General features: G+C 68.0%; 22 protein-coding genes. 17 read left to right on the top strand and 5 right to left on the bottom strand.

What is annotated here, in order from left to right:
* Positions 1-40 precede the first annotated feature (40 nt).
* Positions 41-844 (bottom strand): SDR family oxidoreductase, encoded by an 804-nt coding sequence (locus tag I1A62_RS32760; RefSeq protein ID WP_219456465.1) that lies wholly within the window; start codon positions 842-844, stop codon positions 41-43.
* Positions 841-2,061, bottom strand: a complete 1,221-nt coding sequence (locus I1A62_RS32755; RefSeq protein ID WP_219456463.1) for an acyl-CoA dehydrogenase family protein — start codon at positions 2,059-2,061, stop codon at positions 841-843. The genes I1A62_RS32760 and I1A62_RS32755 overlap by 4 nt, the downstream gene beginning before the upstream one ends.
* 48 nt (positions 2,062-2,109) lie before the next feature.
* On the opposite strand from I1A62_RS32755, the gene fadD3 reads away from it, so the two are divergent.
* The 5 genes from fadD3 to I1A62_RS32730 are packed head-to-tail and all read left to right on the top strand — an operon-like array spanning position 2,110 to position 7,698.
* The gene (gene fadD3 / locus I1A62_RS32750; protein ID WP_124392145.1) at positions 2,110-3,657 is read left to right on the top strand and encodes a 3-[(3aS,4S,7aS)-7a-methyl-1,5-dioxo-octahydro-1H-inden-4-yl]propanoyl:CoA ligase; all 1,548 of its coding nucleotides are present in this window, start codon (positions 2,110-2,112) and stop codon (positions 3,655-3,657) included.
* A complete protein-coding gene (locus I1A62_RS32745; RefSeq protein ID WP_124392144.1) occupies positions 3,654-4,526 on the top strand; it encodes an enoyl-CoA hydratase in 873 nt (290 codons plus the stop codon). Before fadD3 ends, I1A62_RS32745 begins: the two co-directional genes overlap by 4 nt.
* Positions 4,527-5,687 (top strand): acyl-CoA dehydrogenase family protein, encoded by a 1,161-nt coding sequence (locus I1A62_RS32740; RefSeq protein WP_124392143.1) that lies wholly within the window; start codon positions 4,527-4,529, stop codon positions 5,685-5,687.
* The gene (locus tag I1A62_RS32735; protein WP_124392142.1) at positions 5,684-6,652 is read left to right on the top strand and encodes an acyl-CoA dehydrogenase family protein; all 969 of its coding nucleotides are present in this window, start codon (positions 5,684-5,686) and stop codon (positions 6,650-6,652) included. The genes I1A62_RS32740 and I1A62_RS32735 overlap by 4 nt, the downstream gene beginning before the upstream one ends.
* Positions 6,649-7,698 (top strand): acyl-CoA dehydrogenase family protein, encoded by a 1,050-nt coding sequence (locus I1A62_RS32730; protein ID WP_219456461.1) that lies wholly within the window; start codon positions 6,649-6,651, stop codon positions 7,696-7,698. Before I1A62_RS32735 ends, I1A62_RS32730 begins: the two co-directional genes overlap by 4 nt.
* A 51-nt stretch (positions 7,699-7,749) precedes the next feature.
* On the opposite strand, the gene I1A62_RS32725 is transcribed toward I1A62_RS32730, so the two are convergent.
* Positions 7,750-8,562 (bottom strand): HAD family hydrolase, encoded by an 813-nt coding sequence (locus tag I1A62_RS32725; protein ID WP_219456459.1) that lies wholly within the window; start codon positions 8,560-8,562, stop codon positions 7,750-7,752.
* A 50-nt stretch (positions 8,563-8,612) separates the two neighbouring features.
* On the opposite strand from I1A62_RS32725, the gene I1A62_RS32720 reads away from it, so the two are divergent.
* Positions 8,613-9,494 (top strand): aldo/keto reductase, encoded by an 882-nt coding sequence (locus tag I1A62_RS32720; protein WP_124392139.1) that lies wholly within the window; start codon positions 8,613-8,615, stop codon positions 9,492-9,494.
* 68 nt (positions 9,495-9,562) lie between these two features.
* Here the strand turns inward: I1A62_RS32720 and I1A62_RS32715 are convergent, their stop codons facing one another.
* Positions 9,563-10,738: a cytochrome P450 gene (locus tag I1A62_RS32715; RefSeq protein WP_219456456.1), complete on the bottom strand. Its 1,176-nt coding sequence runs from the start codon at positions 10,736-10,738 to the stop codon at positions 9,563-9,565.
* Between the two features lie 141 nt (positions 10,739-10,879).
* Here I1A62_RS32715 and I1A62_RS32710 point away from each other — a divergent pair, with 141 nt between their 5' ends.
* From I1A62_RS32710 to I1A62_RS32700, 3 genes are all read left to right on the top strand, one after another.
* Positions 10,880-11,731: an SDR family oxidoreductase gene (locus I1A62_RS32710; protein WP_219456454.1), complete on the top strand. Its 852-nt coding sequence runs from the start codon at positions 10,880-10,882 to the stop codon at positions 11,729-11,731.
* Positions 11,728-12,456 carry an acetoacetate decarboxylase family protein gene (locus I1A62_RS32705; protein ID WP_219456452.1) on the top strand — a complete coding sequence of 243 codons (729 nt, stop codon included), beginning with the start codon at positions 11,728-11,730 and terminating at the stop codon, positions 12,454-12,456. The genes I1A62_RS32710 and I1A62_RS32705 overlap by 4 nt, the downstream gene beginning before the upstream one ends.
* A 145-nt stretch (positions 12,457-12,601) precedes the next feature.
* Positions 12,602-14,629, top strand: coding sequence for a neutral/alkaline ceramidase (locus tag I1A62_RS32700; RefSeq protein WP_219456451.1), 2,028 nt, complete (start codon positions 12,602-12,604; stop codon positions 14,627-14,629).
* A gap of 38 nt (positions 14,630-14,667) precedes the next feature.
* Here the strand turns inward: I1A62_RS32700 and I1A62_RS32695 are convergent, their stop codons facing one another.
* Positions 14,668-15,555: a LysR family transcriptional regulator gene (locus I1A62_RS32695; protein WP_219456449.1), complete on the bottom strand. Its 888-nt coding sequence runs from the start codon at positions 15,553-15,555 to the stop codon at positions 14,668-14,670.
* Positions 15,556-15,665: 110 nt separating this feature from the next.
* On the opposite strand from I1A62_RS32695, the gene I1A62_RS32690 reads away from it, so the two are divergent.
* The 8 genes from I1A62_RS32690 (at position 15,666) to I1A62_RS32655 (ending at position 24,133) form a co-directional block, all read left to right on the top strand.
* Positions 15,666-17,147 carry an aldehyde dehydrogenase gene (locus tag I1A62_RS32690; protein ID WP_219456448.1) on the top strand — a complete coding sequence of 494 codons (1,482 nt, stop codon included), beginning with the start codon at positions 15,666-15,668 and terminating at the stop codon, positions 17,145-17,147.
* On the top strand, positions 17,144-18,862 hold the full coding sequence (locus tag I1A62_RS32685; RefSeq protein WP_219456446.1) for a hypothetical protein: 1,719 nt from the start codon (positions 17,144-17,146) through the stop codon (positions 18,860-18,862). The genes I1A62_RS32690 and I1A62_RS32685 overlap by 4 nt, the downstream gene beginning before the upstream one ends.
* Entirely contained in the window at positions 18,862-19,866 is a 1,005-nt protein-coding gene (locus I1A62_RS32680; RefSeq protein WP_219456445.1) for a membrane dipeptidase, read from the top strand. The genes I1A62_RS32685 and I1A62_RS32680 overlap by 1 nt, the downstream gene beginning before the upstream one ends.
* On the top strand, positions 19,863-20,594 hold the full coding sequence (locus I1A62_RS32675) for a hypothetical protein (protein ID WP_219456443.1): 732 nt from the start codon (positions 19,863-19,865) through the stop codon (positions 20,592-20,594). Before I1A62_RS32680 ends, I1A62_RS32675 begins: the two co-directional genes overlap by 4 nt.
* Complete coding sequence (locus I1A62_RS32670) at positions 20,591-20,980, top strand: RidA family protein (RefSeq protein ID WP_218269006.1); 390 nt, start codon at positions 20,591-20,593, stop codon at positions 20,978-20,980. Before I1A62_RS32675 ends, I1A62_RS32670 begins: the two co-directional genes overlap by 4 nt.
* 127 nt (positions 20,981-21,107) lie before the next feature.
* Positions 21,108-22,448 carry an MFS transporter gene (locus I1A62_RS32665; protein WP_124392128.1) on the top strand — a complete coding sequence of 447 codons (1,341 nt, stop codon included), beginning with the start codon at positions 21,108-21,110 and terminating at the stop codon, positions 22,446-22,448.
* A gap of 213 nt (positions 22,449-22,661) precedes the next feature.
* A complete protein-coding gene (locus I1A62_RS32660; protein WP_124392127.1) occupies positions 22,662-23,480 on the top strand; it encodes an amino acid-binding protein in 819 nt (272 codons plus the stop codon).
* Between the two features lie 140 nt (positions 23,481-23,620).
* Complete coding sequence (locus I1A62_RS32655) at positions 23,621-24,133, top strand: helicase associated domain-containing protein (RefSeq protein ID WP_206007047.1); 513 nt, start codon at positions 23,621-23,623, stop codon at positions 24,131-24,133.
* Positions 24,134-24,143 lie beyond the last annotated feature (10 nt).

The raw sequence follows: 24,143 nt of genomic DNA, 5'->3' as shown, positions 1-24,143 counted from the left end.
GTCCAGACACTCGTTAACCACTCACGGGTGGCGAAGCCGCCTACGCCCGCTGCGACGAGATCGACACGACCTCGCCGGTGAGGTAGGTGGTGTAGTCGCTGGCGAGCATGGCGATGGTGGCGGCGATTTCCCACACCTCGGCGGCGCGGCCGAAGGCCTCGTCGGATGCCAGTTTGTCGAGAAGTTCCTCGCTGGTGACCTTGGCGAGGAACGCGTGCCGCGCGATGGACGGGGCGACGGCGTTGATCCGGACCCCGTATTCGGCGGCCTCGATCGCGCTGCACCGGGTGAGTGCCATGACGCCGGCCTTCGCCGCCGCGTAGTGGGCCTGCGAGTGCTGCGCCCGCCAGCCGAGGACGGACGCGTTGTTGACGAGGACGCCGGTGTGCTCGACGCCCTTGAAGTAGCGCAGCGCGGCGCGGGTGGCGCGGAACGTGCCGTTCAGCGTGATGTCGAGGACGCGGTCCCATTCCTCGTCGGTCATGTCGACGAGCGGCGTCTCACCGCCGAGTCCGGCGTTGTTGACGAGGACGTCGATCCGGCCCAGGGCGTCGGCCGCCCCGGAAATCAGCGCGTCCACCTGTTCGGTGCTCGATACGTCGCACGTCAGCGCCTCGACGGCCTGCCCGGGAAATTCCGCGGCCAGTTTCTCCTTTGTCTCGGTGAGGCGGCGTTCGTGCCAGTCCGACACGAGGACGTCGGCGCCTTCGAGCAGGGCACGGCGCGCGGACGCGTAGCCGATGCCGGTGCCCGCGGCGGCGGTGACGACGACCTTCTTGCCTTTCAGCAGGTCGTGGCCCGCCGTCTCGACGGGTGCGGTGGCGAGGGGTGCGGGTTTTGTCACGGTCGTGCCTCTCGGGGGAGTCCGAGCACGCGCTCGGAGATGATGTTGCGCTGGATCTCGTTGGATCCGCCGTAGATGGTGTCGGCGCGGGTGAACAGGAACAGCCGCTGCCATTCGCCGAGTTCGAGATGTTCGGGATCGGTGATGTCGGACGTCGGGTCGACGGGGGCGAGGAGCGACGACGCACCCTGCACCTCCATCGCCAGCTGCCCGAGGTCGCGGTGCCAGTTGGCCCACAGCAGTTTCGCGACGGACGCCTCGGGCCCGGACGTTCCGGCATCGACGGCCTCGAGGGTCCGCAGGGCGTGGGCGCGCATCACGCGCAGCCCCACCCAGGCGCGGGCGATCTTCTCGCGAATGTTCGGGTCGGATGCTGCGCCGGTGGCTTGCGCGAGGTCGACGACGCCCTGCAGTTCGCGGGCGAATCCGATCTGCTGCCCGAGCGTGGACACGCCGCGTTCGAAGGTGAGCAGCCCCATCGCGACGCGCCAGCCGTCGCCGGGTTCCCCGACCACCAGATCGGCGTCGGTGACGGCGTCGTCGAAGAACACCTCGTTGAACTCGGATGTGCCGGTGAGTTGCTGGATGGGCCGGACGGTGACGCCGGGCTGGTCCAGAGGCACGAGCAGGAAGCTCAGCCCCTGGTGCCGCTTCGACCCGGGTTCCGTGCGGCACAGCACGAACGCCCACTGCGCGACGTGCGCGAGCGACGTCCACACCTTCTGTCCGTTGATCACCCACTTGTCGCCGTCGAGTCGTGCGGTGGTCGCGACGTTGGCGAGGTCGGAGCCGGCACCGGGCTCGGAGTAGCCCTGCGCCCACAGTTCGGTGACGGTGTTGATCCCCGGCAGGAAGCGTCGTTTCTGCTCCTCGGTGCCGAACGCGATGAGCGTCGGCCCGAGCAACTCCTCGCCGACGTGACTGACGCGTGCCGGTGCCCCTGCCTTCGCGTATTCCTCGTGGAACACGACCTGCTGAGCCAGCGTCGCTCCGCGCCCGCCGTATTCCTTCGGCCAGCCGAGGCACGTCCATCCGGCGGCCGCCAGGTGCCGGTCCCAGGCGAGCCGTTCCTCGAAGAACTCGTGCTCGCTCCCGGGGCCGCCCTTGCCCTTCAGCCGGGCGAAGTCGCCGGTCAGGTTGTTTTTCAGCCACGTTCTGACGCTCTCGGCGAAGTCGTCGTCGGTGATCAGCCCGTCCGGGCTCTCGCTCTGGTCCACGTCTGTAAGATAACCTACCAAGCACTTGCTAGGTAGGTAGGGAGCCCAGTGACCGAACATCCGAGAACCATCCCGTCCGCCGTCATCCACGCCGCGCGTGCATACGGCGAGCTTCCGGCGGTGTCCGACGGCGACGTCCGTCTGACCTTCACACAACTGCACGACCATGTCCGCGATTTCGCCGCCGCACTCTGCTCGCAGGGCGTGCGGCCCGGCGACCACGTCGCGGTGTGGTCGCCCAACACGTATCACTGGGTGGTCGCGGCGCTCGGCATCCACTACGCCGGCGCGACGCTCGTCCCGATCAACACCCGGTACACCGCGCCGGAAACCCTCGACATCCTCGAGCGCACCAAGACGACCGCACTCGTCGTCGCGGGCAACTTCCTCGGCACCGATCGGTACGCGTCGCTGCGCGACGAGTCGAGCACCCTCGACCTGCCGACGGTCGTCCGCGTGCCCGTCGACGGCGGCGACGCCCCGACCCCCGGTGTCGTCGACTTCGACGACTTCCTCGCCCTCGCCGACGAGGACACCCGCGCCGAGGCCGACGCCCGCGCGGCCGCCGTCTCCCCCGACGACGTCTCCGACGTCATGTTCACCTCGGGCACCACGGGCCGGAGCAAGGGGGTGATGAGCGCGCACCGGCAGTCGGTGGGCATCGCCCGGGCGTGGGGCGAGTGCGCGGAGGTGACGTCCGACGACAACTACCTCATCATCAACCCGTTCTTCCACACCTTCGGCTACAAGGCCGGGTTCCTGGTGTGCCTGCTGAACGGGGTGACGGTGGTGCCGATGGCGGTGTTCGACGTGCCGAAGGTGATGGCGACCGTGCACGACGAGCAGATCACCGTGCTGCCCGGCGCCCCCACGATCTTCCAGTCGATCCTCGACCACCCCGACCGCCCGAAGTACGACCTGTCCAGCCTGCGGGTCGCGATCACCGGTGCGGCCGCCGTGCCCGTCGCGCTGGTGGAACGGATGCAGTCGGAACTGAGCTTCGACGCCGTCCTCACCGCCTACGGCCAGACCGAGGCCGTGGTGGTCACGATGTGCCGGACCGACGACGACCCGGTGACCGTCTCGACCACGTCCGGTCGCGCGATCCCCGGGATGGAGGTCCGGATCGGCGACCACGGCGAGATCCTGGTGCGCGGCGAGAACGTGATGCTCGGCTATCTCGACGACCCCGAGTCGACGGCCAAGACCATCGACGCCGACGGCTGGCTGCACACCGGCGACGTCGGCACGCTCGACGACCGCGGATACGTCGACATCACCGACCGTCTCAAGGACATGTACATCTCCGGCGGGTTCAACGTGTATCCCGCTGAGGTGGAGAACGCCCTTGCCAGGCTCGACGGTGTCGCGGAGTCTGCCGTCATCGGTGTTCCCGACCAGCGGATGGGCGAGGTCGGGCGCGCGTTCGTCGTGGCGAAGGCGGGTACCGCGCTCGCCGAGGACGACGTGATCGCGTTCTGCAAGGAGCGTCTCGCCAACTTCAAGGTGCCCCGGTCGGTGCGCTTCGTCGACTCCCTACCCCGGAACCCCTCCGGGAAGGTCATGAAAAACGTTCTGCGTGAGGAGAAGAAATGACGGTTCCGGACGAGGGTGACGTCGTCACCTACGACGTGCGCGACGGTGTCGCATTCGTGACGCTCAACCGCCCCGACTACCGCAACGCCCAGAACTCGGTGATGACGTATGCCCTCGACGCAGCGTTCGAGCGGGCCGTCGAGGACGACGACGTGAAGGTGATCGTCCTCGCCGGCAACGGCAAGCACTTCAGTGCCGGGCACGACATCGGGACCCCGGGCCGCGACCATCACGTCCATTACGACAACAAGGCCGTGATGTGGTGGGACCACGTCGACAAGCCCGGCGGCGACCAGCGCTACGCCCGCGAGATGGAGGTGTATCTCGGGATGTGCCGTCGGTGGCGGGAGATCCCGAAGCCGACGATCGCGATGATCCAGGGCGCCTGCATCGCCGGCGGTCTGATGCTGGCGTGGGTGTGCGACCTGATCGTCGCGTCCGACGACGCCTTCTTCTCCGATCCGGTCGTACGTATGGGCATCCCCGGAGTGGAGTACTTCGCGCACCCGTGGATGCTGGGACCGCGGTTCGCGAAGGAAATCCTCTACACCGGTGACCGGTTCACCGCGCAGCGCGCGTACGAGGTGGGGATGGTCAACCGCGTCGTGCCGCGCGAGGACCTCGAGGCGGAGACCCTGGCGATCGCCGGCCGCATCGCCGCGATGCCCCGGTTCGGACTCGCGCTCACCAAGAAGGCCGTCAACCAGTGCGAAGACCAGATGGGCATGCGGAACGGCATGGACTCCGTCTTCGGACTCCACCACTTCGCGCACGCGCACAACGCGGAGATCGACACCGATCCGCTCGGCGGCATGGACGCCAAGTCGATGGCCGCCAGCGCCCGCAACTCGAACGAAGGAGCCAAGTAAGTGGATCTCGAGTTCGACGACGCCACCGTCGCCTTCCGTGAGGAGGTGCGAACCTTTCTGCGCGACAACGTTCCCGCCGAGCCGCTGCCGTCGATGGACACCGCGGAGGGTTTCGAGGCGCACCGCGCGTGGGAACGCACCCTCGCCGACGCCCGGCTGTCGGTCGTGTCGTGGCCGGAGGAACTGGGCGGACGCGACGCGTCGCTGCTGGAATGGGTGGTGTTCGAGGAGGAGTACTACCGCTCGGGTGCGCCCGGACGCGTCAGCCAGAACGGCATCTTCCTGCTCGCCCCGACGCTGTTCGAGCACGCGAACGCCGAGCAGCTGGCCCGCATCATGCCGCGCATGGCCCGCGCCGACGACATCTGGGCGCAGGCCTGGTCGGAGCCGGAGTCGGGCAGCGACCTCGCGTCGCTCCGCTCCACCGCCCGCCGCGTCGACGGTGGCTGGGTGCTGAACGGGCAGAAGACGTGGAGTTCCCGGGCGAGTTTCGCGGACTGGGGTTTCGGGCTGTTCCGGTCCGACCCGGACGCGCAGCGCCACAAGGGCATCACGTACTTCATGTTCGACCTGCGGTCGCAGGGTGTCACCGTCCGGCCGATCGATCAGCTGGACGGCGAACCCGGTTTCGCGGAAATCTTCCTCGAGGACGTCTTCGTGCCGGACGACCCGGCGAACCCCGGCGAGTCGGGCGTGATCGGCGGCGTGAACGAGGGCTGGCGGGTCGCGATGAGCACCGCGTCCAACGAGCGCGGACTGTCGCTGCGCAGCCCCGGACGGTTCCTCGCCACGGTCGACCGACTGGTCGCGCTGTTCGAGACCTCCGGCCGCACCGACGACACCGCGCTGCGCGACCGGGTCGCCGACGCCTGGATCGGTGCCCGCGCCTACCAGCTGAACACGTTCGGCACCGTCACCAGGCTCGCGGACGGCGGGCAACTGGGCGCCGAGTCGTCGATCAACAAGGTGTTCTGGTCGGAGTGGGACATCGCCACGCACGAGACCGCGCTCGAACTGCAGGGCGCCTCGGCGGAGCTCGCGGACAACTGGACGGACGGCTACCTGTTCTCCCTGTCCGGCCCGATCTACGCCGGCACCAACGAGATTCAGAAGAACGTGATCGCCGAGCGCCTGCTCGGCCTACCGAAGGCGGATCGATGAGATTCACACTCGACTCCTCCCATCAGGACTTCGCGTCCAGCATCGACGCGCTGCTGTCGAAGGCCGACATGCCGGCGGTGATCCGGTCGTGGAACACCGGCGACACCGGCCCGGGCCTGAAGGTGTGGCAGCGCCTCGCCGAGACGGGCGTGAACGGACTGCTGGTGTCCGAGGAACACGACGGACTCGGCGCCGACGCCGTCGACCTCGTGGTGGCCGTCGAACAACTCGGACGCCACGCCGTTCCGGGCCCGGTAGCCGAGACCGTCGCCGTCGCACCGGCGCTGCTCGCGCAGGCGGATCCGGACCGTTTGTCGGCGTTGGCTTCCGGGTTGCTCGCCACGGTTGCCGCGGCGCCGCATGTACCGTTCGCGGTGGACGCGGACTCGGCCGATCTTGTCCTGCTCGTCGACGGCACGACCCTGCGTCTCGGACAGGCCGGGGCGGTGCAGAACTCGGTCGATCAGTCGCGGCGGTTGTTCCCGCTGACCGCCAAGGATCCCCTGGGCGGCATCGACTTCGCACCCGCATTCGACCTCGGTGCCCTCGCGACCGCGGCGCAACTGCAGGGGCTGGGGCAGACCTTGCTCGACGTCACCACCGACTACGCCAAGCAGCGCAAGCAGTTCGGCAAGCCGATCGGACAGTTCCAGGCGATCAAGCATCACCTGGCGGAAGTGGCTGTCGGGCTGGAGATGTCGCGGCCGCTGCTGCACGGTGCGGCGCTGGCCGTGCGGGACGGGTCCGCCGACAGTTCCCGGGACGTGTCGGCCGCGAAGGTGGCGTGCGGAGATGCCGCCCACCGGGCGGCGCGGGTGGCGCTGCAGGTGCACGGCGCCATCGGGTACACGCAGGAGCACGATCTGTCGCTATGGCTCACCAAGGTCCGCGCGCTCGTGTCCGCCTGGGGCACACCGGCCTTCCACCGAGGTCGCGTCGTCGATTCACTGGTGGGTGTGTCGTGAGTTTCGACAACGAGGAACGGGCCGCACTGCGAGAGTCGGTGCGGGACCTACTCGGCAAGTATTCCGACTCCGCCGCCGTCCGCCGGGCGATCATCACCGGGCACGGCTACGACGAGTCCGTGTGGTCCAGATTGTGCGAGCAGATCGGCGTCGCCGCGCTCGCCGTTCCGGAGAAGTACGACGGCGTCGGCGCGTCGCTGCTGGAAGTTCATGTGGTGCAGGAAGAGCTGGGTCGCACGCTGACGCCGTCGCCGATGCTCGGCAGCGCGGTGCTGGCTGCGCAGGCGCTGGTGTTGTCGGGGGACGACGACGCGTGCGCCCGGCTGCTTCCCGGTATCGCGGCGGGCTCGGTGGCGGCGCTGTGCTGGGCCGGTCCGGACGGGTGGAGCGGCTTCGGTGTGACGGCGTCGGGCGAGACGCTGTCGGGGACGGCGTCGTACGTGCTCGGCAGTGACGTCGCGGACGTGCTGCTGGTCCTCACGTCCGACGGCCTGTTCGAGGTAGACCCGTCGGCCGACGGCGTCACCCGGCGTCGGGTGCCGGCGATGGACCCGACGCGCACGCTGTCGGAGGTCGTGTTCGACGGCGTCGCGGCACGCAGGCTCGTCTCCCCCACCGACCTCGTCGAGCAGTTGCGCACCGTCGTGCTGGTCGCGCTGTCGGCGGAACAGGTCGGTGCGGCGGCGGCGGCACTTGAACAGACGGTCGAGTATGCGAAGTCTCGCAAGCAGTTCGGACGCGCCATCGGATCGTTCCAGGCGCTGAAGCACCGCATGGCCGACATGTACGCGCTCGTCGAGACGGCCCGGTCGATGTCGTACGCGGCGGCGCTGTCGGGGACGCACGACGACGCCGTCGTCGCGAAGGTGTACTGCTCGGAGGCGCTGCAACAGGTCGCGGCCGAGGCCATCCAACTGCACGGCGGCATCGCCATCACCTGGGAGCACGACGCGCAGTTGTTCTTCAAGCGCGCGCACGGGAGCGCGCAACTCTTCGGGCAGCCGCGGGCCTACCTCGCCGAGCTCGCTACCGCCGCCGGACTGTAGGCGGCTTCGCCGCCCGTGCGTGGTTAGCGAGTCTCTGCACTCGTCAACCACTCACGGGCGCAGCCCCTCCAGGTAGCTGGCGACCCCGTCCTCGTCGTTGCTGGGCAGGACGTGGTCGGCGAGGGCGAGGACTTCGGGCAGCGCGTTGGACGGGCACAGCGCCGTGCCCGCCCATGTCAGCATCGGGACGTCGTTGATGGCGTCCCCGGCGACGGCGACCTCGTCCGTCGTGATCCCGTCGACGGCGCACAGTTCGGCGAGGGCGCTCGCCTTCGACACACCGGACGCCGCCATCTCGACATACGGCGCACCGGAATGTGTCAGTTCGACGCCGTCGACGCCGGCGGCCACCGCCGCGCGGTACAGATCGGCGCTGGGCACCTCGGGATGCCGGGCGACGATCTTTACCATCGGCTCGTCCATGTCGGGCAGCAGTTCCGACAGCGTCATCTCGTGCGGATGCCGGTGGTGGTCGGCGAACTCGCACAGTGCCGCGTACGCCGGTTCGGCGACGAAGCGCGTCGGGCCGATGTTTGCGAACACGACACCGGGCATCAGCGTCCGCACCCGGTCCATCGCCGCCGCGGCCGACGCCATCGCGATGGTCGTCGTCGCCGTGATCACCGGGGTCCCGTCGGCCAGGTCGAGGACGACGGCACCGTTCGCGCAGATAGCCTTGCCCCGGAATCCGCACGACTGCGCGAGTTCGTGCACCGAATGCCGGGCACGGGCCGTGGCCCACACCACCTCGACGCCCGACCGTCGCGCATCCTCCATGGCCCGCGCGGTGCGCGGGGAGATCGTGCGGTCCGATCGCAGCAGGGTGCCGTCGAGGTCCGTCGCCAGTAGCCGAATTCGGGTCACCTCCGCATGATGCCAGGCGGCGCATGTACCCAGTCGATAGCCTGGACAGCATGAGTCCTCGAGTACCCAGCATCGTGCTGAATTCCGGAACCATCGTCCCCCAACTCGGTCTGGGGGTCTGGCAGGCCGACAACGACGAGACCGAACACGCCGTCGGGTTCGCCCTGGACGAGGCGGGCTACCGGCACATCGACACGGCCGCCGCGTACGGCAACGAGGAGGGGGTCGGCCGCGGCATCGCGAACTCGGGAGTCCCGCGGGAGGACATCTTCCTCACCACCAAGTTGTGGAACTCGGACCAGGGCTACGAGCCGGCACTGAAGGCGTTCGACGCCAGCCTCGGACGCCTCGGTGTCGACTACGTCGACCTGTACCTGATCCATTGGCCGCTGCAGGACGACGACCGCATCCTCCGCACCTGGGATGCGCTCGAGAAGATCGCCGAGTCCGGGCGCGCCAAGGCGATCGGCGTGTGCAATTTCGAACCGCGCCACCTGCAGTTGCTGATCGACCGGGGCGGCGTCGTCCCGGCGGTCGATCAGGTGGAGTTGCATCCGCATCTGGCTCAGCAGGAGGTCCGGGGGTTCGCCGTCGAGCACGGCATCGCCGTCGAATCGTGGAGCCCGCTCGGCGGCACCAGCAATTCGGGTTGGGGCGACGACTCCAAGCCGAACATCCTGCTCACCGATCCGATCATCACCCGCATCGGCGACCGGCACAGCAAGTCCCCGGCCCAGGTCCTGATCCGCTGGCATCTGCAGAGCGGGCTGATCGTCATCCCCAAGTCGGTCCACGAATCGCGGATCCGCGAGAACATCGACGTGTTCGATTTCGAACTCAGCGAGCAGGACCTCAGCGAGATCGAGACGATGGACGACGGCGCCCGCGTCGGAGCCCATCCGGACGAGTTGAACATCGGCGCCCCGGAGTAGGCGGCTTCGCCGCCCGTGCGTGGGTAACGAGTCCAGAGACTCATTAAGCACTCACGAGCCCGAAGGGCCTATACCTTCACCGGCATCTCCTCCAACCCGGACACGAAGTTGGCGGGACGACGCAGCAGCGGGGTGTCGTCGACGAGCATCATGTCGGGCAGCCGCGACAGCAGTTGCTCGAACATGATCTTCGCTTCGAGCCGGGCGAGTTGGTTGCCGAGGCAGAAGTGGGTGCCGAAACCGAACGCGACGTGCGGGTTCGGGGACCGTCCGATGTCGAACACCTCGGGGTTCGCGAACACGACCTCGTCGAAGTTGGCGGATTCGAACAGCAGCATCACCTTCTCGCCCTCGCGGAGGGCGGTTCCGAAGAAGTCGACGTCGCGGGTGACGGTGCGGCACATGTTCTTGATGGGCGACGACCAGCGCAGCATCTCCTCGACCGCTGTGGGGATGCCGTCGGGGTCGTTCACGAGACGTGCCTGCTGTTCGGGGTGGCGCAGCAGTTGTTCCATGCCGCCGCTCAGGACGTGCCGGGTGGTCTCGTCGCCGCCGATGAGGATCAGCAGGGTTTCGCCGACGATGTCCGCATCGTTCAGCCGGTGCCCGTCGATTTCGCTGTGCACGAGGATGCTGGTGAGGTCGTCCGTCGGGTTCTGCCGCCGTTCCTCGATGGTGCGGAGGGTGAACTCGTTGAACGCCAGGTAGGCGTTGGCCTGCGCCTGCAGTCTTTCCGGGGTGGCGTTGCTGCCGAGCGCGTTCATCAGGTCGTCGGACCACTGCAGGAACAGGTCGCGTTCCTGGGGGCGCACGCCGAGCATGTCGCCGATGACGGCCATCGGCAGGGGCGCCGCCAGATCGCGCACGAAGTCCACTTCGTCCTTGTCGCACGCGGCGTCGATGAGGTGGTCGCAGATCTCGCGGATCCGGCCGGACTTCGCCTCGACCTGTTTGCGGGTGAAGCCGGCGTTGACGAGGCGGCGATGCTGCAGGTGCTGGGGGTCGTCCATGTCGATCATCTGGGGTAGCGGGCCCACCCCGGGCCGGATTCCGCCCGCGTTCGAGAACAACTCCGGATCGCGTTCGGCGGCCACGACGGCCTCGTACGACGCGGCGCCGAGAATACCCTCGGCCCGGTACACCGGTTCGTGTGCGCGCATCCAGGTGTATGCCTGCCGCGGGTCGCCGAGGTCGCCCGAGTAGAACCGTCCGTCGATGAGATCGAATTCCGGCCTGTCCGTCATCAGGACGCTCCTCCGCATTGAATCCCGCCGTTCGTGCCCCGATAATAGAACGTGTTCCTACTATGACGCAGTGGTATGGCGACAGTTTTCACAGATCCACGGCTCGATAATTGACACGAGTTCTATTACCTGGAGGTGTGCGTGGTTACCAACGACGGCAGCGGCGGGCTCGCGAAGACGTCCGTGCTCGTCACCGGCGGGGGCAGTGGCATCGGACTGGGCATCGCCACCGCGCTGGCCGCCGAGGGCGTCCACGTCACGATCTGCGGTCGGAACGAGGAGAAGCTGGCACGCGCGGCGGAGCAGATCAGCGCTGACAACCCCTCGGGGACGGTCGACACGGTGACCGCCGACGTCACCGACGAGGACGACGTCGTCCGCGCGGTCGCGAAGGCGCGCGAGCGCACCGGGCAACTCGACGGCGCCGTCACCTGCGCGGGCGGCAACGAAACGGTCGGGCCCGTGACTCAACTCGACGTCGACGCCTGGCGCAGAACGGTCGACCTCAACGTCACCGGCACGATGCTGACGATCAAGCACGCCGCCCGGGCTCTGGTCGCCGGGGGCGGCGGTTCCATCGTCACCATCTCCTCGATCGCGAGCAGCAACACGCACCGCTGGTTCGGCGCATACGGCCCGTCGAAGGCGGGCGTCGACAACCTGACGCGTCTCGCCGCCGACGAACTCGGGGCCAGCAACGTCCGCGTCAACTGCATTCGCCCCGGACTCACCCGCACCGACCTCGTCGCGCTCATCACCGACGGCGGACCCGTCCTGGACGACTACCTGGCCAACACGCCGATCTCGCGGGTCGGCGAGGTCACCGACATCGCCGCGCTCGCCAAGTTCCTCCTCGGCCCCGACTCCACCTGGATCACAGGTCAGATCATCAACGTCGACGGCGGGCAGATGCTGCGGCGCGGCCCCGACTTCGGGTCGATGTTCGAGCCCATGTTCGGCGCCGACGGCCTGCGCGGGGTGGTCGCGCCGTGACGTCGCACCAAGTTCTGGGCAAGCAGGTCGCCATGCCCGTGGAGATCCGGGCGGCGTCCGCTTTCACGGCGATGTATTCGGTGCCGACCGCTGCCGCCCAGTCGCTGATCGACGACACCGGACTGGAGATCATGCAGTTCCGGCCGGGGCGCGGTGTGTGCGTGCTGGTGTTCGTCGACTACGTGGACGGCGACCTCGGGCCGTACAACGAGTTCGGGGTGTCGTTCCTCGTCCGCGACCACCGGGCCGCCGGGACGTCGGTCCCGCAAGACCTCAAGGCGCTGGCCCGGGGCCGGGCCGGTGCGCTGATCCACCACCTGCCGGTCGACGGCGACTTCACCCTGGCCGCCGGCCGCGGCATCTGGGGGTTCCCGAAGGTCCTCGCCCACTTCGACGTCGACCACTCCGGGTCCATCAAACGCGGGTCGGTGAGTCAGGGCGGTCGGCTGATCGCCCAGTTGAGTGTCAAACAGGGCATTCCGGTGCCGGGATCGGGCGCGAGCACGTCGCTCACCGCCTATTCGCACCTCGACGGACTGACCCGATTCACCACCTGGGACATGAGCCCGACCGGCGTCCGCTCCCGGCCGGGAGGCGCGGAACTGAAACTGGGCAGCCATCCGATCGCCGACGAACTGCGGTCGCTGGGACTTCCGAAGCGGGCGCTCCTCACGTCGTCGATTTCCGAACTGAAGATGACGTTCGGGGACGCGCAGCCCGTCTGACAGGTGAGTGGCGAAGTGTGCGCGGGCACGCTTTGCCACTCACCTGGGGTTGCGCCGAGCACCGAACTGGGGTCCAATACCGGTTCTGGACGCTTGACCAATTCGTGGTGACCTCGGGGGGCTGCCGCCGAAAGGACGATCGGTAGTGCAGATGAGACGACGCAGCGTGCTCGTGGGGGCAGCCCTGACTCCGGCGGTCGCGACGCTCGGTTCCGGCCGGGCCGCCGCAGATCCCGGCGCCGGCGAATTCCTGGTCGGCATCGGCATTTCCGACGCCACCGGGCCGGTCGTCGAGGTCGGGATGATGGGCTACTCCAGCTTCGAGCAACGCGCGGAGGGCCTGCACCAGCGAACCCGCGCCCGGGCGTTCGTGTTCGCCGAATCCGGCGGGGCGCAGCGCGTGGTCTACGTCTGCGCCGACGTCTGCATGATCTTCCAGTCCGTCCACGACGCCGTGCTCGCCCGGCTCGCGCAGGTCTACGGCGACCTCTACACCGAACGCAACGTGATGCTCACGGCCGTCCACTCCCACGCGGCGTGCGGCGGCGCGTCCCACGACTACGCGTACAACCTCGCCGTGCTCGGCCACAACCGCCAAGTGTTCGACGCCGAGGTCGGCGGCATCGTCGAGGCGATCACCGCTGCGCACGATTCCCTCGCGCCCGGTTCGCTGTCGTACGGCCGCAGCGAACTCACCGACGCCAGCGTCAACCGCTCGCGAATCGCGTTCGACCGCAACCCCGCCGAGGACAGGGACTACTACCCGCTCGGCATCGACACGTCGATGCGGGTGCTGCGAATCACGCAGGGCGGCAGGGACGTCGGCGCCATCAACTGGTTCCCGACCCACGGCGCGTCGCTCACCAACACGAATCACCTCATCTCGGGTGATAACAAGGGCGCGGCCGCCTACTTCTGGGAGCACGACCACGCGGGCGTCCGCTACCTCGACGGCACACCGCAGTTCGTCGCCGCGTTCCCGCAGACGAACACCGGCGACATGTCCCCCAACCTCGACCTCCGGCCCGGCCACGGACCCACCGACGACGAGTTCGAGAACACCCGGATCATCGGGCAGCGGCAGGTCGGGGCCGCACGCACGGCGTGGGCATCGGCGTCGACGAATCTCACCGGCGGCGTGGACAGTCGAATCATGTACCTCGACATGGCGAATCAGGAAGTCGGCGGCGAGTTCACGCCCGACGGCCGCACGTATCGGACGTCGTCCGCCTGCGTCGGCGCCGCCATGAGCGCCGGCAGCACCGAGGACGGTCCGGCCATCCCGATCTTCCCCGAGGGCACCACCAATCCGCTCGTCGACGCACTCGGCGGGATGGACGCCCCGATCCCGCAGTGGCTGCAGGACGCGCAGGCCCCGAAACTCGTGCTGGCGGCCGTGGGTCTGCTGCCACCGGACGGCTGGGTTCCGCATGTGCTGAAGATCCAGATCCTGCGCATCGGCGGGGTGTATGTCGTGGGCGGTCCCGCGGAGTTCACGATCGTGGCCGGGTTGCGGATCCGCCGCACCGTCGCCGAAAGACTCAGTGTCCCTCTGGAGAACGTGATCTTCCAGGGTTACGCGAATTCGTATGCGAGTTACTGCACCACCCCGCAGGAGTACGACGCACAGCAGTACGAGGGCGGGTCGACCCTGTTCGGCCGGTACACGCTGCCCGCGTACCAGCAGGGATTCGCGGCGCTCGCCGATGCGTTGCGCACCGGCAGCGACGTCCCGCGTGGCCCGGCACCCCGCGACCTGTCGCAGTTCCAGCCGTATTTCGGTCCTCGTGTCGAGCACGACGAGCCACCCGCCGGCCACGCCTTCGGCGACACCCTCACCCAGCCGTCAGCGAAAACTGCTCCGGGCCAACAGGTCACCGTCGAGTTCGTCACCGGACACCCGCGCAACAACCCACGCCGCGGGGGAACGTTCTTCGAAATCCAGCGCCTGAGCGGCGACCGCTGGATACGGCACGCCGACGACGGCGACTGGTCGACCAGGTACCACTGGACTCGCACCGAGTCTCACCGGTCGGTCGCGCGCATCACGTGGGACGTTCCGCCCGGAACGCCCGCCGGGCGATACCGGGTGCAGCACTACGGCGACAGCCGGGACGCGGCGGGAATCGTCACCTCGTTCACCGGGACGTCGAACGACTTCGCCGTCGAGTAGCGGCTCCGACTACCCCGGACCCCCGACTGCCCTGGACGCTAGGACAGGTCCAGCGCGGTCGCCACGTCGAGGAAATGCCGGACCGCCGGGATCTGTTGCCGATCAGCGCGATACGCGACCGACACCGTCGACACCGCATGGGCGTCGGAGAGTGCGACGTACCGCAGGTCCGGGAGGTGCAGGGCTCGGAGGCTGGCGGGAACGATGGTGACTCCGGTGTTGGCCGCGACCAGTCCGAGGAGGGTGGGAAACTGGACGGCCTCCTGCGCGGCCTCCAGCCGGAAACCGGCGTGATGACACAGGGCGGCGATGTGGTCGTACAGCCGCGACACCTGACCGCGCGGAAACGTGAGGAACCGTTCGTCGCGCAATTCCACGAGCCGCACCGACTCCCGGGCGGCGAAGGGATGCGACGAGTGCATCGCCACCAGCAGAGGCTCGCGGGTCAGCGGCCGGACCACGATGCCGTCCGCGCGGTCGACTTCGCGGACCAGCCCGATGTCGAGGATGCCGTCCGCGATCGCCGACAGCTGGCGGTCGGTCGTCGACTCGGACAGTTGCACCTGAACTCCGGGCCACTCCTTCTGCAGGGCGAGCATGGTCGCGGGGACGATCCGCAGTGCCGCGGAACTGACGAAACCGATGCGGAGCAGCCCCACCTCCCCGTGCGCCACCTGTTCTACCGCGGCGAGCGCGTGATCGGCTTCCGCGAGGACACGCCTGCCCTCGTCCAGAAGTACCCGTCCCGCGTCGGTGAGCTCGACGCGTCGCGTCGTCCGCTCGAACAGGGTGGTGCGCAGTTCTTTCTCGAACTTGCTGATCTGTTGACTGAGCGCGGGCTGCGCGATGTGCAGGCGTTCGGCGGCGCGCCTGAAGTTCATCTCCTCGGCCACCGTGACGAAGTATCGAAGCTGCCGCAGTTCCACCCGATTGATACTTGCAACTTATCAGTCGGTTGACAATAGGTACTTCTGCACGGTGGTCGCCAGGCCTAGCGTTGAGGGCACCGAATTACCAGCCCTTCGAGGAGTCAGCAGTGGAGCACCACCTCACCGCACCAGACACGAACACCCGTCTCCGCCACCTGATCGGCGGCGAGTGGGTGGACGGCGACGGTCCGGTCGCAGCGACGACGAACCCCGCCGACGAGACGGTCGTCGCGGAATATCATCCGGCCGACAGCCGGCTCCTCGACGCGGCGGTGGCTGCCGCGGTGTCGGCACGCCGCGAGTGGGACGACCGCGGAATCATCGCACGCGGACTCGTCCTCCGCCGGGCGGCCGAGATCCTCGGCGACCGTGCCGACGCGGTCGCGGAACTCATGACCCGGGAGCAGGGCAAGACTCTCCCCGAATCGCGGGCCGAGGTGGGAGCCACCGTCGAGACCCTGCACTACCACGCGGCGCAGGCGCGCAACGCCGACGGCGCCACCTTCCCCTCCTCGCATCCCGACGAGGTGATCCGCACGGTCCGCCGACCGCTCGGTGTGGTCGCCGCGATCACCCCCTGGAATTTCCCGCTGCAGATTCCGGCGTGGAAGCTGGCGCCGGCACTGCTGTGGGGCAACACGGTGGTCTGGAAACCGGCCAGCGACACGGTGGCGGTGGCCGCCGCCTTCGCCGAAGTCCTTACCGCAGCCGGTGTTCCGGCCGGAGTCCTCAACATCGTCCTGGGCCCGGGAACGATCGGGGCCGAACTGGTGGCGCGGCACGAGATCTCGGGTGTCACGTTCACCGGATCGGTGCCGGTGGGCAGGTCGATCCAAGCCGCCGCCGTTCCGCGCGGCGCGAAGGTGCAGATGGAACTCGGCGGGCACAACGCGGCGATCGTGCTCCCCGACGTCGACCCGCGGGAAGCGGCGGCGGTCCTGATCGCCGGAGCCATGGGAAGCAGCGGTCAGAAATGCACGGCGACACGGAGGATCATCGCCGTCGGCGACGCCTACGACGACCTCGTGCCCGAACTCGTCGCACGGGTCGAGCAATTGGTCGTCGGCGACGGGCTTGCCCCGGAGTCGCAGATCGGCCCGCTCGTCTCCGCCCGCGCGGCAAAGGAAGTGACGGCCGCGATCGACCAGGCGCTGTCCGAGGGCGCGGAACTGCTGGGGTCTGCACCACTCCCCACTTCGGGTGCGGCCTTCGTGGCCCCGACCCTGCTCGCCGGCACCACCGCACTGACCATCAGCCGGGAAGAGGTGTTCGGACCGGTCGCCACCGTCCTGCGTGCTCGCGACCTCGACGAGGCAATCGACCTCGCGAACGCGACGCCGTTCGGTCTCACCGCCGCGGTCTTCACGTGCGACGAGCGGGCCGCCCGCCGCTGCATCCGGGACCTCGACGCCGGCCTGATCAAGGTCAACGCGCCCAACACCGGGTCCGAACTGCACGCTCCCTTCGGCGGACTCAAGGATTCGTCGTTCCCCGCGCCCCGTGAGCAGAATGCGGCGACGAGCGCCGAGTTCTTCACGTGGAGCAAGATCGCTTACTCCCGCACCGGAACACCGAGGAGCGAGGCATGAGACCGACCGAACTGCTGCGGCGGACGCAGACATCCGCCCGGTCGCCCGAGCAGGTTCTGGACCCGGCCGACATGGGCGCCGCCCGCTACACCCGGCACAGCTTCGCCCGATCCTTCCTCAGAGCCGCGGCCGCCGAGAACTGGCGGGTCGACCGCGAGCGGTGGGACGTCGACGCCGACGGCCGCGGCGAGGTCGTGTACCGCGTCGGGATCGGCGGGCGGGAGGTGAGATTCGTCGTGTTCTCGACGACCCTCGCCGAGAGTGATCGCACCGACCGCGTCATCGCCAAGGCCTGGGACGTCACTGCGGCCCTGATAGAAGGGCCGCTGACCGAGAGTCGTTCGAGTGCACTGCGAGTGCAGGTGCCACGGCAGGAAGAAGGCCGGGCGGACGACGGCACCCTCATCTGGACCCGCGCGAACCGCAGCGCACGGTTCTTCGACTATGTCGCCGACCGGTTGTCCGCGGGTGGTCAACCGGACATCGCGACGATGGGCGACGCCGCCTACATCTTGCGGAGTACCGCGTTCTACAGCAACGGAAAGTTCGGGCTCGCAGATTTCGATCGGCTCGGTGCCGACCATCCCCTGCGACTGCCCTACCGGGCACACATGCTGACCGCCTGGTTGCTGCGTGAGTTCAGCTACGACCTGGTCGAACACTGTGCCCGGGCCCGGAACCCGCGGGCGGCGCGGCTGTCCGGAGACTGGCGACGCTACCTCGGGCTCGGCAATGCGACCGGTCTCGGCATGGTGCCGTACGTCGTCAATCATCCGCAGGTGCTCGACGCCTGGTGCGCCACCCGCGAACTGCCCCTCGCACATGCGCTGGCGCAGACGACCGCACCCGGCGACCCGCACGTCCACCTCGCCCGCGACCTGCTCGACCGCGCCACGCTCTACTTCGCCGAGCGCGCAGAGATGCCGACGGCACCCTTCGTCACCTGCGGCGAACTCTCCTCCCAACTCGACGTGCTCCGGGGCGTGCTGTCCGAGTACATCGGCTCCGGGACCATCGACGGCAGGCCGACCGACCACGCCTGGCAGGCGCTGCACGACCGCGCCGCGTCGATCGGCGCGGAGGCTCGCGGAGTGATGGACTCCGTGATCGTCGAGGTCCATCCGGAACTCGACACCGAGGTCGAGGAATTGCTGTGCTGCGATCAGCGGCTGGCCGTCGAACCGGCGCAGACCTGCGCCCAACTCCGCGCCGTCCTCCGGGACCGTTACGCGTGGGTGCAGCGTTTCGATTTCGACGATCCCGACGAGCAGGCCCATTTCTGGTTCTCGTCCGAGAACAACGAGGAACCGCGCCGGGGACGCCGCGGTGTCGATCCGGGCGAGCACGTCGAGCATCCGATCGATGTCGCCCGATCCGTGACCGCCCTGGAACGCGATCTGGAATCCGCCCGCGACGAGACCACCGTCGCCGCGTTTCTCGTCGAACATCCGCGGCACCGCGGCATCGTCGCCCGCGTGCAGACGCTCACCGGCGTCCCGTACGCGGAGGCCCGCGACAACCTGCTCGCCCGGAACTTCCTGCCCCTGAATCTGCAGCGCTTCCAGCTGGCGATGTACGGGATGGACAACTACATGCCGCAATCGACCGACTGGCTCCGGGTGACGCTCTACTCGGGAGCCCCACGGGCCGAAGACGTCACCGCCGGGGTGGACGACGACTGGATCTTCACCCGCAAGCCGCGAAAGGACGCCTAGTGCACACGCTCACACATTCCGACCTGCTGGTGGTGGACGGACTCCAGATCAACAACTGGGACCGGAAAGTCCTCGAGGAACTGCGCGCCGGTGGGGTCACCGGGGTGAACGCTACCTGCGCGGTGTGGGACGGTCCGGCCGACACGCTCGGCGCCGTCGCACAGTGGTATCAGCTCGCCGCCGACAACGACGACATCGTCACCCTCGCGGAAACCTCCGACGATATCCGCAACGCGAAGCGGGACAACCGGATCGCCGTGCTGCTCGGGTTCCAGAATTCGTCGCCGTTCGGGGACGACTATCGCATGGTGGAGATCTTCCACCGACTGGGAGTGCGCGTCGCCCAGCTCACCTACAACATTCAGAACCTGGCGGGCGGCGCCTGCTACGACGAGCACGATTCGGGACTCACCGCGTTCGGGCGCATCATGATCGCGGAGATGAATCGGGTCGGCATGCTCGTCGACCTCTCCCACGTCGGGAACCGCACCTGCCTGGACGCGATCGACGCATCGCGCACGCCCGTCGCGATCACGCATTCGAACCCGACCTGGTTCGTCGACAGTCCCCGCAACAAACCGGACGAGGTGATCGACGCGCTGGCCGCGCGCGGCGGGGTGATCGGCTGCTGCCTCTACCCGAACGTCCTGGGAGGGGAAGCCACGTCCAGCGCTGATTTCGCGGTCATGGTCGCGCGGCTCGTCGACCAGATCGGTCCCGACCACGTCGCGATCGGCAGTGACTGCACCCGCAACTGGTCGGAGGACTACGTCGCGTGGTTGCGGAACGGTCGCTGGCGACCGCCCAGCCAGAATCCGGTCGAACCCGAGTGGCCGATGTGGCCGAACTGGTTCTCGGGCCCAGCGGACTTTCCGGTTCTCACCGAATGCCTGCAGAAGGTCGGCCTCGACGACGGAACCATCGCGAAGATCCTCGGCGAGAACTGGTTGCGGATCTTCGACGACGTCTTCCCCGGACTGCCCGAATCACAGGAACGCCGATGACCGACATGCTCACCCACACCCTCGAAGACGACACCGCTCTCCCGCCGGGAAACCGAATCAGGCTGGCGGTACGGGAGGTTCGCGAGACGGCGTTTCGCGCCCTGTACGCCGCGGGCGTCAGCGCGGGCGAGGCCGGTGGCGCGGCCGACGTCGTCACGGCCATGCAACTCCACGCCCGCAACGGCATCGACACGCTTTTGACGACGATCGCCGAACTCGAGTCGCCGAACGGTCCCGCCGGCGTCACGCTGACGAGAAGCCCCGACGTCGACATCGTCGAGCGGTCGCCGCAGAGCGCTCTGCTCACGGGTCCGCTTGCCGTCGATCTGGCCTTGTCGCAGTCTCGTCCGGTCCTCCTGCCTCGGATGCTCGATCACGACGCCGCCGCCTGGTACGCGCTGCACGCCGTCACACCCGGTGCGGCGCTGCGCCTGGTCACGCTCGACGACGACGGGCAACCGGCCGACGCGACCGTCGTGAACGGGGCGGGCGACATGTTCCGCGACGTCCCCGTCGCGGCGCTCACCACCGACGTACCGTACGGCGCGGGAACGCTCCTCCAGGCCGCGTCGCCCGCCGCACCCCTGTCCCGTCCCGTCCACACCGCCGCCGAACGCGAGACGCGTTACCGCCACGCCGTCTCCTACGGCGTGTTCGTCGACGCCGCGACGTGGTCGCGCGCCTACGAACTCGGCAGGCGATTCCTCGTCCCGGAGGCACACTCGTGACCGATCAGCGTGAACTCGTCTCTCATCCCGCCGGCACCGAGCGGCCGTACGCGCGGGCGGCGGTGTTCGCCGGCACCATCTGGGCCTGCGGGCAGATCCCCACCACCGCGGACGGACGGACCCCGGCGGCGATCGGCGACCAGGTCCGGGTCGCGCTCGACAATCTGGAGGCCACGCTCCAGGCTGCGGGCGGTGGTCTGCACACCCTCCTGAAGGCGACGGTGTACCTGGCCGACCTGTCGGAATTCGACGAATACAACACCGCATATCTGTCCCGGCTGGACGGCATTCCTCTGCCGCCGCGGACGACTGTCGAGGTGGCTCGATTCCGCGGTGACAAGCGAATCGAGATCGACGGAATCGCGGCCGTCGACCCGGCGAATTGATAAGCACTGAGCATGAATTGGTAGGCGATTGGTAATTCCGCGCCGCTGATTCTCTTCCTACTGTGGCAGCAACCACATCACGTGGGGACAAACCCTCAAAGCCCACACCCCCGATGGGATTCCTCAGATGAACCTCGACACCCCCGTCACCGCCCGATCGGGCGTCACACTGGACAACGCCACGCTCAACGGCTTTCACGCCAAACTCGCCCTCTTCTCCTCGGGCGGCCCCTTCCTCGACGGCTACATTCTCAGCATCATCGGCATCGCGATGGTGCAGATCCAGGCACAGTGGGACATGAGCGCACTGTGGGCCGGCCTCATCGGATCCTCCGCTCTCATCGGGGTCTTCCTCGGTGGTGCCGTGTTCGGTGCGGTGACCGATCGGATCGGCCGGAAGCTGATGTACACCATCGACCTGATCGTGATCATCGTCTGCTCGGTGCTGCAGTTCTTCGCAGCGGACGAGATGCAGTTGTTCATCTTGCGCTTGATCATCGGTATCGCGGTCGGCGCCGACTATCCGATCGCTACCGCGCTGGTGACGGAATTCGCACCGAAGGCGTGGCGCGCCAAACTCGTCGGCGGCCTCAACGCCATGTGGTTCGTGGGCGCAACAGCGGCCGCGTTCGTCGGATACCTGCTGCTCAGCAACCCCGACGGCTGGAAGTGGATGCTGCTCTCCTCCGCAGTTCCCGCCACCCTCATCGTCGTCGCACGCACGAGCATCCCCGAGTCTCCCCGGTGGCTGCTGAGCAAGGGACGGTCCGACGAGGCACTGACCGTGCTGCAAAAGACGATCGGAACGGATGCAACGCTCGACGATCTGCCCGACGAAGAGGGAAGCACGTCCATCCGCGGATTGATGCGCGGCGGTTACCTGAAGCGCGTCGTGTTCATCTCGATCTTCTGGACGTGCACGATCGTGACGCTGTTCGCCATCTACGCTTTCGGCCCGCAGATCCTCGAACTCTTCAACCTCGGTTCCGGCAATCTCGCCCACATCGGATACGGCCTCATCAACCTGTTCTTCCTGATCGGCAATGTCGTCGCACTGCTCCTCGTCGATCGACTGGGGCGACGGCCGATCCTGATCTGGGGTTTCGTGCTCTCCGGCCTCGGACTGCTGTTCCTCGCGATCAAGCCGGACGCGGGCCTGTGGGTGATCGCATTCGCGTTCGCGATCTATGCGCTCTTCAACGGCGGACCGTCCATCCTCGAATGGATCTACCCCAACGAACTGTTCCCCACCGAGGTGCGGGCCACCGCCGTCGGCCTGTGCACGGGAATCAGCCGGATCGGTGCGGCCATCGGCACGTTCGCCACCCCGTGGGCACTGTCCAATCTCGGACTCTCCGCAACGATGTACATCGCCGCGGGCATCGCCGGAGTGGGCGCGCTCGTCAGCTTCCTCATGGCCCCCGAGACTCGGGGAACGGACCTGAGCGACGCGGCGTCGCTGCGCTGATCTCTCCCCGAACACGCCGCTGCTGCCGGGAGCCAGTCCCCGGCAACAGCGGCGCTTCCATGTCCTCGCTCACACCTGCCGCGTGATGCCTTCCGCACCACATGTCTGCTGCACCACATCAAGCCTGCACGCCAACGCATTTCACGATCGACCGTCACACCGCCGACCGTGTGAGGAAACCACTTCGCAATACGGCGGGACGACAGTGGGTGCATGAACAATGCCGTGAGAGAACCCGGAGTTCACGTCAACGCGTGCGAGGCGTGCGGCCGGCTTCCGCATCCTCGCCGCGTCCGGCTGGCGCTGGCGAAGCTGTGCGCCGTGTTTCCCGTCGAGCTGTTGCTCCACGCCTTGGTCATTCATTTCCACGTCTCCTATCTGATCACCGTCGCGGTTCTCACCGTCACCACCACCGTGTTGGTCATCTGGGTGGTCGAGCCGTCGGCGATGCGGCTCCTCGGCGGGTGGCTGCACGGCCCCGCGGACGGTAAGCACGGCCACCTCGCGACCGGACAGTCGCTCTGGCGCATCCGCGTCCGAGTGAGCGATCGCCCGGGTCAGCTGGAATCGCTGGCCCGCCACCTCGCGGAGCAAGGCGCCAACATCCTGACCGTGCACGTTCATCACCTGGAGGGCGGTTCACTCGACGAATTGATCGTCGGGGCGTGCCGCGACACGTCGCCCGAGGCGCTGTCGAAAGCGGTTCGCGCCGGCGGCGGTCACAGCGTCGGCGTCTGGCCGGCATCGGCGCTTGCCCTGATCGACGGCCAGACCAAGGCCTTGACGTTGGCGTCGCGGGTGGTCGCCGATCCGTCCGAACTTCCGCTGTCGATCGCGGAACTCCTCGGGGCCCAGTACGTCGATGCGCGCGTAAGCGACGTTCCCACTGCTGCGGCGAGTGTCGAGATTCCGTCGGGTGATGAACAGCTCGTCTTCGTCCGATCGGCGGACGAGCCGTTCACGCCGGCCGAGATCGCCCGGGCCCGCCGCCTCGGCGAATTGGCCCGGAAGGCACGAGAGATGGCGGTGTAAGGCCCGCAGGGACGGTCATTCGCACACAATTGCACCCCAACACGAGCCGACTTCCGTGACAGATCGTCAATCCGTTTGACATACTTGAACTAATGACTACCCGGACAATGTTTCACGGCTCTCACAAGGATGCGATCTCGATGCGAGATAACCAGTCCGCAGCCTCCGCCTTGCAACTCTACTGCGCCTTTCGGCATCAGCATCCCCGCAGCGTGATGCCCTCCGACTACGTCACCGACAACGGTTTCCGACTCGGACGCTGGCAGGACCGCCAGCGCGTGGCCCGGATGCTGGGCACCCTGCCGCCGCAACGCATCCAGCAACTCGACGCGATCGGCTTCCTGTGGAGCGATGACGCCGTCCCGCTCCCCGCCGTGTCAGCGGCCGACAGCAAGCGGCGACGAATGCTCACCGCCATCGCCGCCTACCGCGAAGAGCACGGCAACGCACTCGTTCCCGCGAACTACGTCACCGCCGACGGAGAACAGGTGGGCCAGTGGCTCTATCGAGCGGTGAAGAAGTGGAGGGCCGACGCCCTGCCGGACGAAGAACGTCGCCCGCTCGTCGTGCTCGGTGTCTCCCCCGGTCCGCGCCCACGCGGGCCGCGGACCTCCGCGTCGCACGTCGGAAGGCAGTCCGCCGGTCGCCACTGACGGCCAGAGC

The sequence above is a fragment of the Rhodococcus sp. USK10 genome (assembly GCF_019378875.1).
Lineage (GTDB): Bacteria > Actinomycetota > Actinomycetes > Mycobacteriales > Mycobacteriaceae > Rhodococcus_F > Rhodococcus_F pseudokoreensis.
This window is presented reverse-complemented; position numbering and strand designations above follow the sequence as displayed.

Coding starts and splice junctions, on each gene's coding strand:
- I1A62_RS32745 (WP_124392144.1), top strand. CDS start 3,654: ATGACGGTTCCGGACGAGGGTGACGTCGTCACCTACGACGTGCGCGAC.
- I1A62_RS32735 (WP_124392142.1), top strand. CDS start 5,684: ATGAGATTCACACTCGACTCCTCCCATCAGGACTTCGCGTCCAGCATC.
- I1A62_RS32720 (WP_124392139.1), top strand. CDS start 8,613: ATGAGTCCTCGAGTACCCAGCATCGTGCTGAATTCCGGAACCATCGTC.
- I1A62_RS32715 (WP_219456456.1), bottom strand. CDS start 10,738: ATGACGGACAGGCCGGAATTCGATCTCATCGACGGACGGTTCTACTCG.
- I1A62_RS32685 (WP_219456446.1), top strand. CDS start 17,144: ATGAGACCGACCGAACTGCTGCGGCGGACGCAGACATCCGCCCGGTCG.
- I1A62_RS32675 (WP_219456443.1), top strand. CDS start 19,863: ATGACCGACATGCTCACCCACACCCTCGAAGACGACACCGCTCTCCCG.
- I1A62_RS32665 (WP_124392128.1), top strand. CDS start 21,108: ATGAACCTCGACACCCCCGTCACCGCCCGATCGGGCGTCACACTGGAC.
- I1A62_RS32660 (WP_124392127.1), top strand. CDS start 22,662: ATGAACAATGCCGTGAGAGAACCCGGAGTTCACGTCAACGCGTGCGAG.
- I1A62_RS32655 (WP_206007047.1), top strand. CDS start 23,621: ATGCGAGATAACCAGTCCGCAGCCTCCGCCTTGCAACTCTACTGCGCC.